General features: G+C 73.9%; 16 protein-coding genes and 1 pseudogene. 9 read left to right on the top strand and 8 right to left on the bottom strand.

The features are described 5' to 3' along the window. Positions 1-39 precede the first annotated feature (39 nt). From IE329_RS38980 to IE329_RS38965, 4 genes are all read right to left on the bottom strand, one after another. Entirely contained in the window at positions 40-864 is an 825-nt protein-coding gene (locus IE329_RS38980) for a rhamnogalacturonan acetylesterase (RefSeq protein WP_190215818.1), read from the bottom strand. Positions 865-892: 28 nt separating this feature from the next. Then, positions 893-2008, bottom strand: a complete 1116-nt coding sequence (locus IE329_RS38975; RefSeq protein ID WP_190215817.1) for a pectinesterase family protein — start codon at positions 2006-2008, stop codon at positions 893-895. 140 nt (positions 2009-2148) lie between these two features. Further along, complete coding sequence (locus tag IE329_RS38970) at positions 2149-3474, bottom strand: pectate lyase family protein (protein WP_190215816.1); 1326 nt, start codon at positions 3472-3474, stop codon at positions 2149-2151. A gap of 259 nt (positions 3475-3733) precedes the next feature. Continuing rightward, on the bottom strand, positions 3734-4516 hold the full coding sequence (locus IE329_RS38965; protein ID WP_190215815.1) for an IclR family transcriptional regulator: 783 nt from the start codon (positions 4514-4516) through the stop codon (positions 3734-3736). Between the two features lie 180 nt (positions 4517-4696). On the opposite strand from IE329_RS38965, the gene IE329_RS38960 reads away from it, so the two are divergent. Both IE329_RS38960 and IE329_RS38955 read left to right on the top strand, forming a co-directional pair. Continuing rightward, entirely contained in the window at positions 4697-6283 is a 1587-nt protein-coding gene (locus IE329_RS38960; protein WP_229928136.1) for an aldehyde dehydrogenase family protein, read from the top strand. 172 nt (positions 6284-6455) lie between these two features. Next, entirely contained in the window at positions 6456-6827 is a 372-nt protein-coding gene (locus IE329_RS38955) for a hypothetical protein (RefSeq protein WP_190215813.1), read from the top strand. Positions 6828-6917: 90 nt separating this feature from the next. Here the strand turns inward: IE329_RS38955 and IE329_RS38950 are convergent, their stop codons facing one another. Together IE329_RS38950 and IE329_RS38945 are read right to left on the bottom strand one after the other, a co-directional pair. Then, the gene (locus IE329_RS38950; protein ID WP_190215812.1) at positions 6918-8477 is read right to left on the bottom strand and encodes a serine/threonine-protein kinase; all 1560 of its coding nucleotides are present in this window, start codon (positions 8475-8477) and stop codon (positions 6918-6920) included. A 57-nt stretch (positions 8478-8534) separates the two neighbouring features. Next, positions 8535-9326 (bottom strand): serine/threonine protein kinase, encoded by a 792-nt coding sequence (locus IE329_RS38945; protein WP_190215811.1) that lies wholly within the window; start codon positions 9324-9326, stop codon positions 8535-8537. Between the two features lie 702 nt (positions 9327-10028). Here IE329_RS38945 and IE329_RS38940 point away from each other — a divergent pair. After that, the gene (locus IE329_RS38940) at positions 10029-10391 is read left to right on the top strand and encodes a hypothetical protein (RefSeq protein ID WP_190215810.1); all 363 of its coding nucleotides are present in this window, start codon (positions 10029-10031) and stop codon (positions 10389-10391) included. Between the two features lie 176 nt (positions 10392-10567). Beyond that, positions 10568-10849, top strand: a complete 282-nt coding sequence (locus IE329_RS38935) for a hypothetical protein (protein WP_229928135.1) — start codon at positions 10568-10570, stop codon at positions 10847-10849. Positions 10850-11004: 155 nt separating this feature from the next. On the opposite strand, the gene IE329_RS38930 is transcribed toward IE329_RS38935, so the two are convergent. Continuing rightward, positions 11005-11364: a hypothetical protein gene (locus IE329_RS38930; RefSeq protein WP_229928134.1), complete on the bottom strand. Its 360-nt coding sequence runs from the start codon at positions 11362-11364 to the stop codon at positions 11005-11007. Positions 11365-11394: 30 nt separating this feature from the next. On the opposite strand from IE329_RS38930, the gene IE329_RS38925 reads away from it, so the two are divergent. Then, positions 11395-12366 carry an aldo/keto reductase gene (locus IE329_RS38925; protein WP_190215808.1) on the top strand — a complete coding sequence of 324 codons (972 nt, stop codon included), beginning with the start codon at positions 11395-11397 and terminating at the stop codon, positions 12364-12366. A 234-nt stretch (positions 12367-12600) separates the two neighbouring features. Beyond that, positions 12601-13248, top strand: coding sequence for a C39 family peptidase (locus tag IE329_RS38920; protein ID WP_190215807.1), 648 nt, complete (start codon positions 12601-12603; stop codon positions 13246-13248). 65 nt (positions 13249-13313) lie between these two features. On the opposite strand, the gene IE329_RS38915 is transcribed toward IE329_RS38920, so the two are convergent. After that, positions 13314-14171: an SCO6745 family protein gene (locus IE329_RS38915; protein WP_190215806.1), complete on the bottom strand. Its 858-nt coding sequence runs from the start codon at positions 14169-14171 to the stop codon at positions 13314-13316. A gap of 179 nt (positions 14172-14350) precedes the next feature. Here IE329_RS38915 and rpe point away from each other — a divergent pair, with 179 nt between their 5' ends. From rpe to IE329_RS38900, 3 genes and pseudogenes are all read left to right on the top strand, one after another. Continuing rightward, positions 14351-15034, top strand: a complete 684-nt coding sequence (gene rpe / locus IE329_RS38910) for a ribulose-phosphate 3-epimerase (RefSeq protein WP_190215805.1) — start codon at positions 14351-14353, stop codon at positions 15032-15034. Between the two features lie 225 nt (positions 15035-15259). Beyond that, positions 15260-16141 carry an alpha/beta hydrolase gene (locus IE329_RS38905; protein WP_190215804.1) on the top strand — a complete coding sequence of 294 codons (882 nt, stop codon included), beginning with the start codon at positions 15260-15262 and terminating at the stop codon, positions 16139-16141. 181 nt (positions 16142-16322) lie between these two features. Continuing rightward, a pseudogene (locus tag IE329_RS38900) lies at positions 16323-16491 on the top strand (pirin family protein); the annotation flags it as partial.

Genomic DNA, 16491 nt, shown 5'->3' with positions numbered 1-16491 from the left:
GCTCTCCGCCGCCGGCGGCGGAGAGCGGCGGGGCGCCCGTCAGGCCGCCGGGGGCCAGTGCAGCTCGGCGTCCGCGATGTGCCGGTCGCCGAGGCGGCGCAGGCTGCCGGGCGGCAACAGGCGCCGGTCGTGCAGCTCGCGGGCGACCAGCCGGGCCACCTCGATCGCGCCATGGGCCTGGAAGTGCGTGTTGTCCGCCACCCCGTCCGGGTAGGCAGGCAGCTCACCGGCGGCGGACCAGAGGAAGTACTCCTTGCTGGCCTCCGCCCCCAGCGCCTCCCAGCGGGCCAGGCTCAGCGCCTGGAGGTCGATCAGCGGCACCCGCTCCCGGCCCGCCAAGTCCCGCACGGCCTGCGGGTAGAGGCCGTGCGAGGCGTACGCGTGCCCTGCGGCGTCGAAGCGGCGGCGTTCGACCGGGGTGACGAGCACCGGCAGGGCGCCGCGGCGGCGGGCGCCCTCGACGTAGCGGCCCAGGTACTCCTGGTAGGTGGTGTACGGATCGGTGCCCCGGGCCGGGTCGCCGGTCTTCTCGTCGTTGTGCCCGAAGGAGACCAGCAGGCGGTCCCCCGGGCGGATGTCCGCGAGCAGCGCGTCCAGCAGCCCCAGGTCCGCGAAGCTCTTGGAGCTCGCCCCCGAGAGGGCGCGGTCGTCGACGGCGAGCCGGGAGGCGGCGAACACCGGCAGGGCCTGGCCCCAACCGGCCCTGGGTGCCAGGTCGCCGGCGTAGACGGAGGCGGTGGAGTCGCCGGCCACGAAGACCGTGGTACGGCGCGGCGCCGCCGCGGCCCGGGTGCCGGGGAGTGCGGCGAGCAGCGGCAGGGCGGCGGCCACGGCAGCGAACCGGCGGCGGCTGTGACTGGTCATGGATCGGTCTCCGATTCGGTGGGGTCGGTCAGGCCCAGGGCGTCCAGCCGTCACTGCCGGTCAGGTAGCTCTCGCGGGTGTGCAACGCCGCCTGTTCCGCAGTGAGTTGGGGTCGCTCGGCCGGTACGGTGATCTCGGCGCCGGGGCCCTTGTTGGCGTATTCGGCGAACCGCTGCTGCTGCCAGGGGTAGGAGGCGGACATGTCGGTGTAGGGCGCGGGCGCGTGGATGCCCGCGCCGATCCAGCTCCGGCGGACGGTCAGCATCGGCCGGGCGGTCGGGTCGCTGCTCGGCACCCAGGGGCGGGCCAGCCGGAAGGCACCGGGGGCCGCCGTGGTGGTGAAGGTGCAGTGCTGTGCCAGGAACCCGCGCGGATTGGTGCGGGCCGTGCTGGGCGCGAACACGAAGCCCTCCGGGGTGAAGGTCACGTCCCGTTCCAGGGTGCGCAGTTCGCAGTGGTCCAGGACGGCGGTGGCGCGGCCGAAGACGAAGTCCACGTCGCCTTCGACGTAGCAGTGGCCGAAGTACTGCCGGGCGAAGACGGACAGGTTCGCCGAGTCCGCGTAGAGGGTGTCCTGGTGGCCCAGGAAGCGGCAGTGGTGGAAGGCGCAGCGGTCACCCGTGACCTTGACGGCGACGGCCTGGGTGCCGGTGACGGTGGGATCGGCGGCGCGCAGCCAGTCGTTGGCGAAGGTGAGGTGGTGGGCCGTGAGGCCGTCGGCCTGGAGCGTGACGGTCGCGCTGCCCGTGGTGCCGTAGGTGCCGCCGCCCGGCTTGGGGGCGCCGGCCGCGGTGTCCAGCACGATCACGGTGTCGGCGGCCCGGCCGGTCGCGCCGAGCAGGGTCAGGGACGGGCGCGACGGCGGGACGAGGACCCGCTCGCGGTACGTGCCGGCGGCGAGTACGATCACGCCGCCGCCCGTCGGGCTGCTCGCGTCGACGGCGGCCTGGAGCGTGCGGTGGTCGCCCCGGCCGCCCGGGTCGACGTACAGGGTCTGGGAGTTGAGGCGGGCGGCGGGTGTGCCGTACGGGCCGAAGGGCCGCCCGGTGGCGGCTCCGGCGGGGGTGGCCCGGGCGGTGCCGATCGTGGCGGTGGTGAGCGCGGCGGTGGCGCCGAGCAGGAGGGTGCGGCGGGGCAGGGGCACGGCGGTTCTCCCTGGTGGTGGCGGCCGCGGGCCGGCGGCGGGTTCCGGCAGGTGGGAGCGGGCCCCGGCGCCTGGGCGCGCCGGGGCCGCTGGGACGGGGGGACGGGGGGAACGAGGGGCCGCGGTGCGGGCGGCGCGGATCAGATGCGTCCGGCGCCGGCCCTGGCCGTGACCAGCCCGGGGACGGCGCAGGCGGGCGACACCTGGGCGCGCAGGGTGGGCGTCCACCCCGCGCCGGCCGCGAGCGGCTTGGCCGGGTTGGCGGTGTTGAACGCGCCGATCAGGTCGGTGACCCTGCCGTTGACCAGGTTGCCGGAGTCGGTGAGCGCGGTGCCGCCCCAGTTGTAGATCAGCTTGGCGGCGGGGATGCCGGCGGGCAGCTTGAAGTAGTTGGCCTCGGCGACGATCTGCGAGGACTTGCCGACGCCGAGGGCGTACTCGAAGTCCCCCGCCCCGGGCGTGTAGTAGTTGTTGTAGACGTCGACCTGGCCGAAGCGCACCCGGGGCGAGCGCTGGACGGTGTTCTGCCAGAAGTTGTGGTGGAAGGTGACCCGCAGGTGGCCCGCGTCGACGGTCGAACTGTCGCTGCTGCCGACCAGGTTGGTCTTGTCGTGGTCCTTGAAGACGTTCCAGGACGCGGTGACCAGGTCGGCGCCCTTGGTGATGTCCAGCTGGCCGTCGTGGACCTGGTACGGCCGGCCGAAGTGGAGCGGCTGGGCGGCGTCCTGGTTCGCGCCGTCGGTGAAGGTGTTGTGGTCCACCCAGACGTGGGTGGCGTTGTAGAGCGCGACGGCGTCGTACAGCGAGTTCCAGTTGCCGGTGGCGCCGTCGGTGGGGTCCCACTGCGGGAAGCAGTCGGCGGCGTCCTCGACGGTGAGGTTGCGGATGATGACGTTGTCGGCGTTCTTCACCACCAGGCCGCCGCCGAGCAGCCGGCCGCCGTGGACGCCGACGATCGTGGTGTTGGAACCCACGTTGATCTGGACCTTCTCGCCCTGGAGCTTCGCCGAGGCCGCGCGGGCGTCCTCCTGGGCACCGGCCGGCTCCGTGGCGGTGCCCCAGACCGCGGGGTCGTACGCGGCGAGGTAGGCCGCCTGCGAGTAGCCGTCGGTGCTGTAGTCCTGGCAGCTGAGGTGCCTGGCTGAGTCGTCGGAGTTGAGGTCGATGGTGCCCGAGATGTAGACGATCTTCGGGGTGGCGTCGGAGCCGTTGGTGGCGTTCGTGCCGCCGAGCGCGGCGACCAGCTGGGCCCGGGTCCGGACCGTCACGGTGTGCGCGGCGTCGGCCCGGGAGCCGCCGGTGGTGCCGGTGGTGGCCGAACCCCAGCCGTCGCCGGCGGCGAGCACGGCGCGGCCGGCTGCGGTGCCGGCGACGGCGCCGGGCGCCGAGACGACGGTGAGGCCGAGGCACAGGACGGTGGCGGTGAGCAGGGTGCCGGCCGGCCGGATCGATCGGGAGACGCGCATGGGTGGGCTCCTCGTCCTGGGGGTGCGGCGCGTGGCGCAGGGCGGGCGCGCGCTGGTGGGGGAGCGGCGCGCGGGTGGGGCGCGCCGGGAGGGGATGCGCGGCGATGCGTCGCCATCAGGTTCACAAGTATGAATCCTGATCGCATCCATGGCCGGACACTAGAGAGCGGGGCGCGGCCTTGTCAATAAGTCCGGCGGGCACGCAAACGGCGGCGCCCCGCACACGGAGTGCGGGGCGCCGCCGGAGAATGACGGTCCGTCAGAGGTGCCGGGTGGCCAGGGTGAGCCGGTCGCGGGCGTCCAGCAGCGCGTCCCGGATCATCTGCTCGCGGCCCGGCGTCAGCCGGGCGATCGGCACCGACACGCTCACCGCGTCCCGCGCCGGGCTGCGGTACGGGATCGCGGTGCCGAAGCAGCGCAGCCCGAGCGTGTTCTCCTCGCGGTCGACCGCGTAACCGTGCTCGCGGATCCCGTGCAGTTCCTCGATCAGCTTCTCGCGGTCCGTGTGGGTGTGCTCGGTCAGCGGCTCCAGCTCGGCCGGCAGCAACCGGCGGACCTGCTCGTCGGTGTGGGTGGCCAGCAGCGCCTTGCCGTGCGAGGTGGAGTGGGCCGGCAGCCGCCGGCCGATCCGGGTGAACGGGCGCAGGCTGTGCTGGGACTGACGGGTCGCCAGGTAGACCACGTTGGTGCCGTCCAGGCGGGCCAGGTGGATGGTCTCCGAGGTGTCGTCGGCCAGCCGGTCGAGCGTCGGCCGGGCCGCCGCGACCACCTCGTCGCCGTCGATGTAGGAGGTGCCGACGAGCAGGGCCCGCACCCCGATGCCGTAGCGGGTGCCGGTCGCGTCGGTCTCCACCCAGCCGAGTTCGACCAGGGTGCGCAGCAGCATGTAGAGGCTGCTCTTCGGGTACCCGGTCTGCTCCTGCACCTCGGTGAGGCTGTGCATGCCGGTGTGCCCGGCGAAGTACTCCAGGAGCTCGACGGTGCGCACGGCGGACTTCACCTGCGCACCGGTGCCGGCGGTGGGGCTGCTCGGTGTGGTCATGCCCTTGACCCCCTCTGTCGCGCGGCGTATCGTCCCGCGAGTTCAACGAGTTGTATGGCGTTCAGCATACTGAACAAATGCATGGTGTGTGGACACTGTGGCACAGACCACTCGCAGGGCCCTGCCAGGGCCCCGGAGCGGACGCTACCGGACCGCCACCCCGATGAGGAGGCCTGCGCCGTGACCACCGAGACCGCCCCGGCCGCCGGGCCGGCGACGACCGCGCCCGCCGCGCCCGTGTGGAGCACCGACCCGCGCACCGGCGAGCGCCGCGCCCAGGTCGCCGTCGAGGCCCGCCCGTCCGACGTGGACCGCGCCGTACGGGCCGCCGCCGGCGCCGCCCACGCGCTGGCCGACCGGCCGCGGCGCGCCGCCCTGCTGCGCGCCGCCGCCGACCACCTGGAGGGCGCGGCCGACGAGGTGATCGCCGCGGCCGACGCCGAGAGTGCCCTCGGAGCACCCCGGCTGGCCGGAGAACTCGCCCGCACCACCTACCAGTTGCGCGAGTTCGCCGCGATCGTCGAGGAGGGCGGCTACCTCGACGTGGTGATCGACCACGCCGACCCCGCGCTCGGCCGCCCCGACCTGCGCCGGATCCGCACCGGGCTCGGCGTCGTCGCCGTGTTCGCCGCCAGCAACTTCCCGCTCGCCTTCAGCGTGCCCGGCGGCGACACCGCCAGCGCCCTCGCGGCCGGCTGCCCCGTCGTCGTCAAGGCCCACCCGGACCACCCCGCCACCGCCGAACTCTGCACCCGGCTGCTGCGCGCCGCCGCCGCCTCGGCCGGCCTGCCCGAGGACGTGGTCTCCCTGGTGCACGGGTTCGACGCCGGGCTCGCGCTGGTCCGCCACGCGCTGACCGCGGCCGTCGGCTTCACCGGCTCCGTGCGCGGCGGACGCGCCCTGCACGACATCGCGGCGGCCAGGCCCCGCCCGATCCCGTTCCACGGCGAACTCGGCAGCCTCAACCCGGTGGTGGTCACCCCGGCCGCCGCGGCCGGCCGGGCCGCCGAGATCGGGGCGGGCCTCGCCGCCTCCTTCACCCTGGGCAACGGACAGTTCTGCGTGAAGCCCGGACTGGTGCTCACCCCCGCCGCCGGGACCGGCGCCGGTGAGCTGGAGAAGGCCGTGGTCGAGGCCGCCGGCCGGGCCCCGGCCGCCCCGCTGCTCGACAGCCGGATGCGGGTGGCGTTCCTGTCCGGCGTCCGCGAACGAGCCGCACTGGCCGGGGTCGAGGAGCTGCTCGCGGCGGCCGAGGAGCCCACCGCGACCGCGCCGCTGGCGGTCCGCCCCGGCGTGCTGGCGGTGCCCGCCGCGCTGCTCGCCGCCGACGGCCCGCACGCGCTGCTGCTGGAGGAGTGCTTCGGCCCGGTCACCGTGCTGGCCCGCTACCGCGACCAGGCCGAGCTGGCGGCCGTGCTCGCCCGGCTGGACGGGAACCTCACCGCCACCGTGCAGTTCGCGGCCGACGAGCGCGGCGAGGACGCCGCCGCCCTGCTGCGCGGCCTCGTCCCGCTGGCCGGCCGGATCGTCGTCGACGGCTGGCCGACCGGCGTCGCCGTCGCCCCCGCCATGCACCACGGCGGGCCCTACCCGGCCTCCACCTCGACCTCCACCTCGGTGGGCGCGGGAGCGATCGCCCGCTGGCTGCGGCCGGTCAGCTACCAGGCCGTCCCGCAGGAGCTCCTGCCCGCCGAGTTGCACGACGACAACCCGTTGGGAGTCCCGCGCCGGGTGGACGGCCACCCGCAGCCCGGCCGCTCCCGGTAGGTCCACCCGCGGGCCGGCCGGTCACCCGGAGGGACGGGCCGGCCGCCCCCTGACAGGTGTCAGGTACCGGGCGCGGGGGCGCGCTGGTTCTCTGGTCGTGGGCGCACCGCTGCGGAGCGCCGGTACCGACCACCCGTCCCGGATCGACGGGACGTCATCTCCTGGGAGAACCATGTTCGCTGTACGCAAGCTCGCCCTGGCCGGCGCCGCGGCCGTGCTCGGGGTCGCCGGCCTGGGCCTGACCGCGACCTCGGCCGAGGCGGCCGGCGGTTGCACCGACAACGGCAACGGCACCTACGACTGTCACGTCTGGAAGACCGCCCCCACCTTCTGGAGCGGCAACGTCCGGGCCGGCACCCTCAACGCCGGCACCAACTACTTCTACTGCCAGGCCGTCGGCGCCGAGATGTCCGACGGCGCCTACCACAACAAGTGGTACGCGAAGACCGACGACGACAGCGGCAACCGCGGGGTCTGGGTGAACGTGATCCACCTCTCCGGCGGCGGCAACGACGAGCCCGTCCCGGGACTCCCCTGGTGCTGAGCTGAACCGGAGCCCGACCGGCCTCGCCCCGTCCCCGCCGTGACCGTCACGGCGGGGACGGCCCGCGTCCGTCGTCCGTCGTCCGTCGGCTCAACCACCGTATTCGGCCAGGTACTTCATCACGTGGTCGACGTGCGGCCGGACCCTGTCCGGCACCCGGCCGGCCTCCGCCACGGTCTTGTCGCTGGTGCGGTAGCCCGCCACCACCAGGGCGGGCAGGTCGGCGCTCAGGCCCCGGTGCTTGAACTGCTGGTCGAGCCAGCAGACGTAGTTGCCCATGCTGACGATGGCGTCCGGCGCCGACATGTAGTCCCGGTCGCCGTCGTTGTCGCCGTCCTGGGCCCAGGCGTTGAAGACCGCCGGCGTCCACATCGCGATGCCGTACTCGTCGGACCGCGGCCGCGCGGCGGCGGCGTCGAAGCCGCTCTCGGCCTTGAGCATCGCCGCCAGCAGGGCCGGCGTCACCTCCGGCTCGGGGCAGCGCCGGGCGGTTCCGGTGATCACCTCGCGCAGGGCGACCGGTACGTCGGAGCCCTCCGGGATGGCGCCCGTGGGAGCGCCCGGACCGCCTGGACCCCCCAAGGAGGTGCTGCCCGTGACGGGCGGCGGAGCCGACGGGGACCCGCCGTGGCCCGGCAGCAGGGTGCCCGCGAGAGCGGCGCCGGCCGCGGCCAGGGCGAGCGCGAGGCCGCCGACGACGAGCGGGACGGTCCGTCCGGGGCGCGGCCGGCGGCCCCCGGACTCGGCCTCCGACCGGGCCAACAGGCTGACCCGCCGCAGGAGTTCGGCCGCGTCCAGCCGGCCCCGCTCGGCCGGGTCGGCGGCCAGGCAGGCGGTGACCAGCGCGCGCCACCGCTCGGGGACGCCGTCGTCGAGCCGTAGCGGCGCCGCGCCCCGGGCGTAGGACTGGGCCGCCAGCGACCTGGCCCGGGCGGTGGCCCCGGGGAAGGGATGCAGTCCGCCGCTCAGCACCTGGTGGGCGAGCACGCCGAAGGCCCAGACGTCGGCGCAGGGCCGCAACGGGACGCCCCGGCTGCCGGCGCGCTGGGACCACCACTCCGGCGGTACGTGGTCCAGGGAGCCGAGCGGCGGGACGTAGGCATGGGTGCCCTCCAGCTCGGAGGTGAGCCCGAAGTCGGCCAGCCGGACGGCGCCGCCGGGCATCAGCAGGATGTTGGCGCCCTTGAGGTCGCCGTGCACCCAGCCGTGCTGGTGCATGTGGGCGAGGCCGGCGCAGATCTCCGTGAGCAGGCGCTCCGCCTCGGGTGCGGGGGAGTGCGGTGGGGTGGCGGCGATCAGGTCCTGCAGGCTCCTCTCGGCGCGTTCCATCACCAGCACCACGGCGCCGTCGAGCCGGGGGTCGTCCGGCTCGTCGAGGGTGGCGGTGCGCAGCGTCCGCACCAGGCCGGGGTGATCGGCCTGGCGGCTGAACCGCACCTCGCGCTCGACGAGTTCGGCCATGGTCCGGCGCTGGCCGGGCGTCAGCAGGTCGGACCGGAGGAACTTCACCGCGACCGGCGCGCCGTCGGCCAGCTCCTCGGCCGCGTACACACTGCCCCAACTGCCGGACCCGATCGGGCCGGTGATCCGGGTGCCGGCCACCAGCCGGCCTGCCGGGACGTCGAGCGGGGGCCTGCCGGGGTCGTTCATGCGGCTCGGGCCTTTCGGGCGTCGGCCGGCCGGAGGGATGGTGGCCGGGCCGGGCGGTCAGCGGGTACGGCGGACCGGCAGCAGGGCGAGGTGGTCCTCACGCACCAGGTCGAACCGCAGGGCCAGCGAGACGAGTTCCTCGCGCTTGCCCCCGGCGGGGCCGGTCCTGCCGGGGGCCTCCGGAACGCCCGCCCCGCCCGGGGCGGACTCCTCCCGCAGGCGCAGTTTGACGCCGGCCAGGTAGTCGATGTGGTAGTTGACGGCGGACCTGGTCAGGGCCCGGCACTCGGGCAGTCCGCGCAGCCGCTCCACGACCTCGGTGGCGCCGGGCACGGCTGCGGAGGCGGCTCGCAGGCGCGGCTCGCAGAGCGCCAGCAGGACCAGGAAGTACTTGGACGTCGGGTCCAGGGCGAACGGGCTCACCGTGTGCTCGCCGGTGCTGGGGCCGGACTCACCGTCCAGGTAGGCGTGTTGGGGCGCGAAGACCTTGAAGTGGGTGCTGCCGCCGAGCGAGGGCAGCACCACCCGGGAGAACTCGAACGGCACGGGTGCGCCGAGCCGCCCGGGAGCCACCTTGACGTGTTCGCCGGCCCCCTCCAGGTTCTCCACCACGTAGGTCGCGCCGGAGCTGAAGTTGGACAGCCGCCAGTAGTCCTCGGCCGCGGTGATCTCGCCGGCCCGCCGCGAGACTCCCTGGTCGTCCAGCGGGACGGCGGCGGGCCGGCCGGGGGAGCCCCGGCCGAACTCGGCGCTCTCGCCCGGGCCCATCCGCAGCAGGTCCGGCTTGGACGCCCCGCCCCCGGGCCGCCGGCCCGGCCGCTCGGGCAACTGCACGATGACCGTGTCCAAGTGGCGTTCCCCTTCCCGCGGCCCGGCGCGTGGCGACGCGCGGCACGGCCTGACCAGGTCCGGGCGCACCGGGCCCCGGAGGTGTGACGTGCACGCAGCATCGTACGCGCTCCGGGGTGCTCCGGTCACGCTTGGTCACCGGATCGGCCGGCCCGGTCTGCCATGGCCCGGTGTGGCCTCCGGGGAGGACCGGAACGGCCCGTAGCGGCAGCGGTCAGACCGTGCATGTTGCGCGAGGCCTGGGTGAAGCTCGGCGTGGTACGGCTCCGATGCAAGTTGCAGGACGTGGGCGGCTGCAAGAGCATGGAATTACTGGCTGCCGCGCCCTCTCAACCTGACGGGCCGAGAATCCTCACCAGCCTCCCGGCGCAGCGATCCGAGTGAAAAACCCTTGGCCCCCATTCGCGCTGAGGAAGGGGATCGTCATGCCCTGTGTTCTCCTCAGGCACCCCGACTTCACCACGAACCCATGGGTCCACCTCTCTTCAACGCACAGCGACAGACCATCGGGTTCCCGCTGAGAACCCTTCAGTTTTCGTGAACTCGCGGGTTCTGGCGGCGATTTCGGGCAGGGATCCGTGGTTGTCGGTGCCCGGTGGGCGACTGCCTGGAGGTCTCGACGGCGATCAACGGGCCGGACGCTGCGCGCCAACAAGGGCATGGGTTTCTACCGGCCGAGAAACGCGAGATCGGAGATGCGCAATGACAGACATCGACACGGCTGTGGTGGACTCGAACGCGTCCAGCGCTACGATCCTGGCAACGATATTCAACAAGTCGAGTCGTACTATCGCCACGGGCGGCACGGTCCGACTTACGGCAGCTCCCTTCGGGACCGGAAATTCCGCTGATGCGACTTTCGGCTCGATCGCGCCAGGAGGGCAGGAGACGCAGATTGTCAATTGGGATCTGCAGCAGGACGATGAGGGGCACAGCCCATATCCGACGGCCGCCCGCTATTTCCTTTCGGCGGAAGGGGGCGGGGCCTGCTCGGGCGGAACCGGTGAAAATCCAGAAGGAATCGCAGGAGTCCGGTTCTCCATATTTGACTCCGACTGGTCATGACTGCGCCGATCCTGGACGGAGGGGCCCTGGCTCCCCGGCCAGGCTGATAACGTTCACCCACTCGCCAGGGCCGATGTGTCCTTCAACACAGCATCATCAGGCGGACGTCAAGTCGTGGGTAAATGGCGGTCCCGTCCGGATTCAGCGAGGAGATCATGTCTACTTCGTCATTCCAAATGTCGAGCTTCGCTCCTGTTGATGACAAGATTGTCCATCAAAGCTCGACCTCCGTATCGTTCTCATTCTCCAGCGCATACGCAACACATATCAGCGTCGACGTATGGTCCGAGGATGACCAGGGCGCAACCTACAATGTCAGGCAAGAAACGGATACGAACGGTACCGATGACGCGGGCCTGTCGTTTGCCGTGCCCGCCGCCGTTGACCTGCACTACAGGATTACGGTCAGTGGCGACCCCAGCTCCAACAATATTGTCTACGTCCGCATCGAATGGTAATGCGTTAGCATTCCGTGTGCCATCCCGGCCGCCAGGGCTCGGTCAATTTCCCTGAGCGTCCGGGTTGTCGGTGATGCCCAGGACGGCAGGTGCTCGTTCGGGTCCGTGGCGAATGGTGCGGGTGGTCCTGGCGATGTTGTCGGCTCCGAGGATCTTCAGGGTGCCGATGGCGGGATCGAGGATGGCGGCGAGGCGCGGGGTGCAGTGCCGGCGTGAATGGCCGAGGTGTCCTCGGCGAACGTGACATCTCGGATGCAGTGGGAGGAATTTTCGATTCCCCCATGCCCGCGAATGGCAGCGGCGAGGTCGATGGGGCGGGTTTGACGGGCGGCGAGGCTGGTGACCGCCCAGACGTTCTCGCGGGTTTCGGGCCGGCCGGTGGGCCTGCGGCGGCGGTGGACCCGGACGGCGAGGTGGGCGTGGGGGAAAGCGATGCCGCCGAGATTGTCGGCGGCAGCGCAGGTTTTGGTCGAGCCGGCTGCGGGCCGGGCGCCCGGGGAGTCGGTGCTGGACAAAACTCCCTTCCCGCACAAGGGTGGTGGACCATGGAGTACACCCACCTCGGCCGTACCGGCCTGACCGTCTCCCGCCTGTGCCTGGGCACCATGAACTTCGGGCCGCACACCGAGGAGGCCGACGCCCACCGGATCATGGACGAGGCCCACGAACAGGGCATCAACTTCTTCGACACCGCCAACACCTACGGCGGCCACGGGACCAGGGGCCGTACCGAGGAGATCATCGGTGCCTGGTTCGCCCAGGGCGGCGGCCGCCGCGAGCGGACGGTGCTCGCCACCAAGTTGTACGGCGAGACCGGGCCCTGGCCCAACGAGGGCAAGCTCTCCGCGCTCAACATCCGCCGCGCGGTGGACGCCAGCCTGCGCCGGCTGCGGACCGACCACATCGACCTCTACCAGATGCACCACATCGACCGGGACACGCCCTGGGAGGAGATCTGGCAGGCGATGGAGGTGCTGGTCGCCCAGGGCAAGATCGTCTACGTCGGCTCCAGCAACTTCGCCGGCTGGCACATCGCCCAGGCCCAGGAGGCCGCCAGGGCCCGCAACTTCCTCGGGTTGACCAGCGAGCAGTCGCTCTACAACCTGCTGGAGCGCAGCGTCGAGCTGGAGGTCGTCCCGGCCGCCCAGCACTACGGCCTCGGCCTGATCCCGTGGTCCCCGCTGCACGGCGGCCTGCTCGGCGGCGTGCTCCGCAAGGAGCGCGAGGGGGTGCGCCGCAGCCAGGACCGCCAGGCCGGGGTGCTGGCCGCCCGGCGGGACCAGATCCAGGCGTACGAGGACCTCGCCGCCGAACTGGGGCACGAGCCCGGCGACGTGGCCCTGGCCTGGCTGCTCTCCCGCCCGGCGGTGACCGCCCCGATCGTCGGGCCCCGCACACTGGAGCAACTGCTGGCCGCCGTCCGCGCCCTGGACGTGTCGCTGGACGGCAAGACCCTCGACCGGCTGGACGAGATCTTCCCCGGTCACCGGACCGCCCCGGAGGACTACGCCTGGTAGCCGTCCGGCGTGCCCCGCGGCTCCCTGCGCCGTCCCGGCCGGTACCTGCCGGCCCCGCGCCGCCGTCCGGTCCGGGTACGGCGCCGCCCCGCGCCGCCGGTCCCGTCCGGGCCTGCCGGGCGGCCCGCGCCGCCGTCCCGTCCGGGCGGAGAGGCGGCGGTCCGGGCGGGGAGTGCGGTGCGTCCGGGCCGGTCTCGACGGGAAGGCGGCGCCGGCCTGTGGCAGGGTCGGGCCATGACGACCGTCACGGAGATCATCCACCAGGTGCCCTACTACTCCCAGTGGGAGTCCCCCGAGCTGGTCCGGGAGATCATCGCGGGCAAGCTGAGCGCCGCCGACGACCCCCTGTGGGGCCAGTCCGGGGCGGCGACGCAGGAGGAGTACGAGTTCTGGTCCTGGCGGCTCTGCGGCATGGCCTGCCTGCGGATGGCGCTCGACCACTGGTGGGGCGTCGCGCCGCCGGCCATCACCCTTGCGGGTGAATGCCTGGCGGCCGGTGCGTACGTGCGCCGCGGTGAGCGCCTGGACGGCCTGATCCACGCGCCGTTCGCCGCGTACGTGGGCGAGCGGTGGGGGCTCGCGGCCGAGTCCCGCCCGGACCTGGCGGCCGAGGACATACCGCGGCTGCTGGCGGCCGGCCGGCTGGTGATGACCTCGGTGCACCCGGCGGTCCGCACCCTCGGGCCCGAACCGGCCCGCCGCGGCGGTCACCTGGTGCTGGCCGTGGGCGCGACCGAACGGGAGCTGGTGATCCACAACCCGTCCGGGTTCGCGGGCGAGTCGCAGGCCTTCGCCCGTGTGCCCTGGACGGACCTGCCACGCTTCTACGCGGGGCGGGGCATCGTGCTCGGCCCGCACGGCGCCGCCCCGGCCGACCTCTGACGGCCGGGTGCCGCTGCCCCGGGTGCAGGGCACAGGTCGGTGGGGGCTCCTCGCCGGGCGCCCGGTCAGCCCGCGCTGGCGGGCAGCCCGATCGGGTTGATCGGCGGCAGGTCCGTCCGGCAGAGCGCCGAGATCGGCTTGAGGTCGGCGGCCAGCCGGTCCAGCTGGGCCCGCGGGTAGTCCTCCCAGACCCGGGCCGCCGCGAGGTCGGTGGCGGCCTCCAGCGCCTGGTGGCGGATCCGGCCGCACTCCGTGACGGTGCCCCGCGCGGTCAGCCAGCCGCGCTCGACCAGCCGTTCGGTGGCGGCGTCCCACTCCTCGTCCGTCCAGCCGCGGTAGGGCTGCAGCGCCTCCCGCTGGACGTCCAGCGAACATCGGACCACCAGGGCCTCGCACCCGTCCAGGCCCGCGGCGACCAGGGCCGCCACGTGCCCGTCCCCGCGGTGCTCGCGCATCACCGTGGTGGCCTGCCAGAGCCGCGCCAGCAGCTCCTTGGGCCGGGGCAGCGCCGCGTTGGCCGAGGCCAGCACCCGCCCCGCGCAGTCCAGCCTGGCGGCGGCCCGCTCCAACTGCGTCACCACCCGCTCGATCCGGCCCGGCTCGACGTGCTCCAGCAGCCGCTCCAGCGCCGCCGAGGCGCCGGCCGCCCGGGCCTCCAGCGCGGCCTCCGGGGTGGCCCTGGTCCAGACGTCGGGCAGGGCCCGCTCCACCATGCTCGGAGCGAAGTTGAAGAACGCGGCGATCACCGGCGGAGCGTCCACCGCGCCCAGCGGCGCGGCCCGTCCGGCGAAGTAGCCGCGCCAGCCGCCGCGCAGTCCGGCCGCCTCGTAGGCGGCCCTCCCTTCGGGGGAGAAGTAGGTGACGGCGTGCACCGGCTCGAACAGCCACCACAACGCGCGGGCGGGATGGACCAACTCGGCCATCTGCAGACCTTCCTCGGAGGGACGGGGACGGGACCACGGCGGCCGTCACGATAGCGCGCGTACGGTGTGATGCGGGTCACGGGGCGGTATCGCTGTGCGCCACCGGCCGCCCGCCCGGGGGATGATGTGGCCGAGGTGCCCGCTCCCGGCACCCTGGTCCAGCTGTGAAGGCATCGGAAATGGCGCAGATCAACCCCAGCATCCTGTCGGCCGACTTCGCGCGCCTGGCCGAGGAGGCCGAGGCCGTCCGGGGCGCGGACTGGCTGCACGTCGATGTGATGGACAACCACTTCGTGCCCAACCTCACGCTGGGCGTCCCGGTGGTCGAGTCCCTCGCGCGCGCCACCGACACCCCGCTGGACCTGCACCTGATGATCGAGGACCCGGACCGCTGGGCCCCGCAGTACGTCGAGGCCGGCGCCGGGTCGGTGACCTTCCACGTCGAGGCCGCCGCCGCGCCCGTCCGCCTCGCCCGGGAGATCCGCTCCAAGGGCGCCCGCGCGTCGATGGCGCTCAAGCCCGGCACCCCGATCGAGCCGTACGAGGACCTGCTCCCCGAACTCGACATGGTGCTGATCATGACCGTCGAGCCCGGCTTCGGCGGCCAGGCCTTCCTCGACATCATGCTGCCGAAGATCCGCCGCACCCGGGAGCTGATCGCCAAGTACGACCTGGACCTCTGGCTCCAGGTCGACGGCGGCGTCGCCGCGTCCACCATCGAGCGCTGCGCCGAGGCCGGCGCGGACGTCTTCGTGGCCGGCTCGGCCGTCTACGGCGCCGAGGACCCGGCCGAGGCCGTCCGGGCGCTGCGCGCCCAGGCGGAGCGGGCGACGTCCGGTGCGTCCTGGGCCTGCCGGCACTGACGGCGCCGCCCCCGGGCGGCCCCTGGCGGCCCCGGCCGGCCGGCTCCGACCGCGGGCCCCGCACCTCGTCCGTCGAGTTGTCGATCAGCTGTGACCGGGACGGCACCGGCCCCGGACCAGCACCCTCCTAGGCTTGGTGACTCACCGTCGAAGGGGGAGAGCGCTGTGGGTCGCGGGGAGACAACCGGGAGCCGTGCCGGGACGCCGGGGGAGCGGACCGGCCGGGTGGGCCGGCGGACGCTGCTGCGGGCCGCGGCCGGGGCCGGCGCGCTGGCCGTGGCGGCGGCCGGCACCGGGGTGGCGATGGCCGAGGACGTGCTGCCCGGCGGCGCACGGCTGCGCCGCGCCCTCGGCCTGACCGGCCCCGACGGCGTCCTGCCGCCCGCCGCCGCCGGCCCGGTGCGCACCGAGGACCGGCACTCGGCGGCTCGCGGCACCACCGTACGGCTGATCACGATGACCCCGCCCGGTGCCCACCGGCCCGCCGACCTGCCGGTCTGCCTCGCCCTGCACGGGCGCGGCGCCACCGCGCAGACGATGGTGGAGACCGGGCTGCCGGAGTTCCTCTCGGCGGCGGTGGCGGCCGGCGTCCCGCCCTTCGCCGTGGTCGCCGTGGACGGCGGCAACGCCAGCTACTGGCGCCGCACCGCGACCGGCGACGACCCGCAGCGGATGCTGCTGGACGAGCTGCCCGGCTGGCTCGCCGAACAGGGGCTGCGCCAGCCCGGCGGCGCGATGGGCATCTCGATGGGCGGCTTCGGCGCCCTCAACTACGCCCGCAACCGCGGCCAGGGCTTCGGCCCGGTCGCCGCACTCAGCCCCGCCGTGTTCCGGACCTGGCCGGACGCCGAGGCCGTCGAGGTCTTCCGCGACGAGGCCGAGTGGCGCGAGTACGAGCCGCTGCTGCACCTCGACCAGCCGCTCGGCCGCCCGCTCGGGGTCTGGTGCGGCACCGAGGACCCGTTCTGCGACGCGGCCCGCCGGCTGGCCCCGCACGCCGCCCAGGCGCACTTCCCGCCCGGTGAGCACAGCGGGGGGTTCTGGCGCCGGGTGCTGCCGGACGTCATGCCTTTCCTCGGCCACGCCCTGGCGGGGCAACCCGCCTGACCGGGGCGGTCCTTCCCCGGGGACGGCCCCCGTCGTCCGCCGCCGGGGACGGCCCCGGTCCGTCCCCGGGACGGCCATGGCGGTCCGCCGCCCGCTCCCGGTGCTTCGTGATCCACCCGGTCTGACGGATGATCGTACGGACCTCCGGCACCGCCGGCCCCGACCCTACGGTGGACCCGACATGAGCAATCTCGACCTCAAGCCCACCGCGACCCGCTGCGGCGGCGAAGCCAGCTCCGGGCCGGTCAAGGAGCTGCTGGCCGGACGTCAGGTCCGGCTCGGCGAGAGCACCGAGGTGCGCCGGCTGCTGCCGAACCTCGGACGGCGGATGGTGGGCGCCTGGTGCTTCG

The sequence above is a fragment of the Kitasatospora indigofera genome, from assembly GCF_014655955.1.
Lineage (GTDB): Bacteria > Actinomycetota > Actinomycetes > Streptomycetales > Streptomycetaceae > Kitasatospora > Kitasatospora indigofera.
The sequence above is the reverse complement of the archived record's forward strand: the minus strand, read 5'-3'. Positions and strand labels throughout refer to the sequence as shown.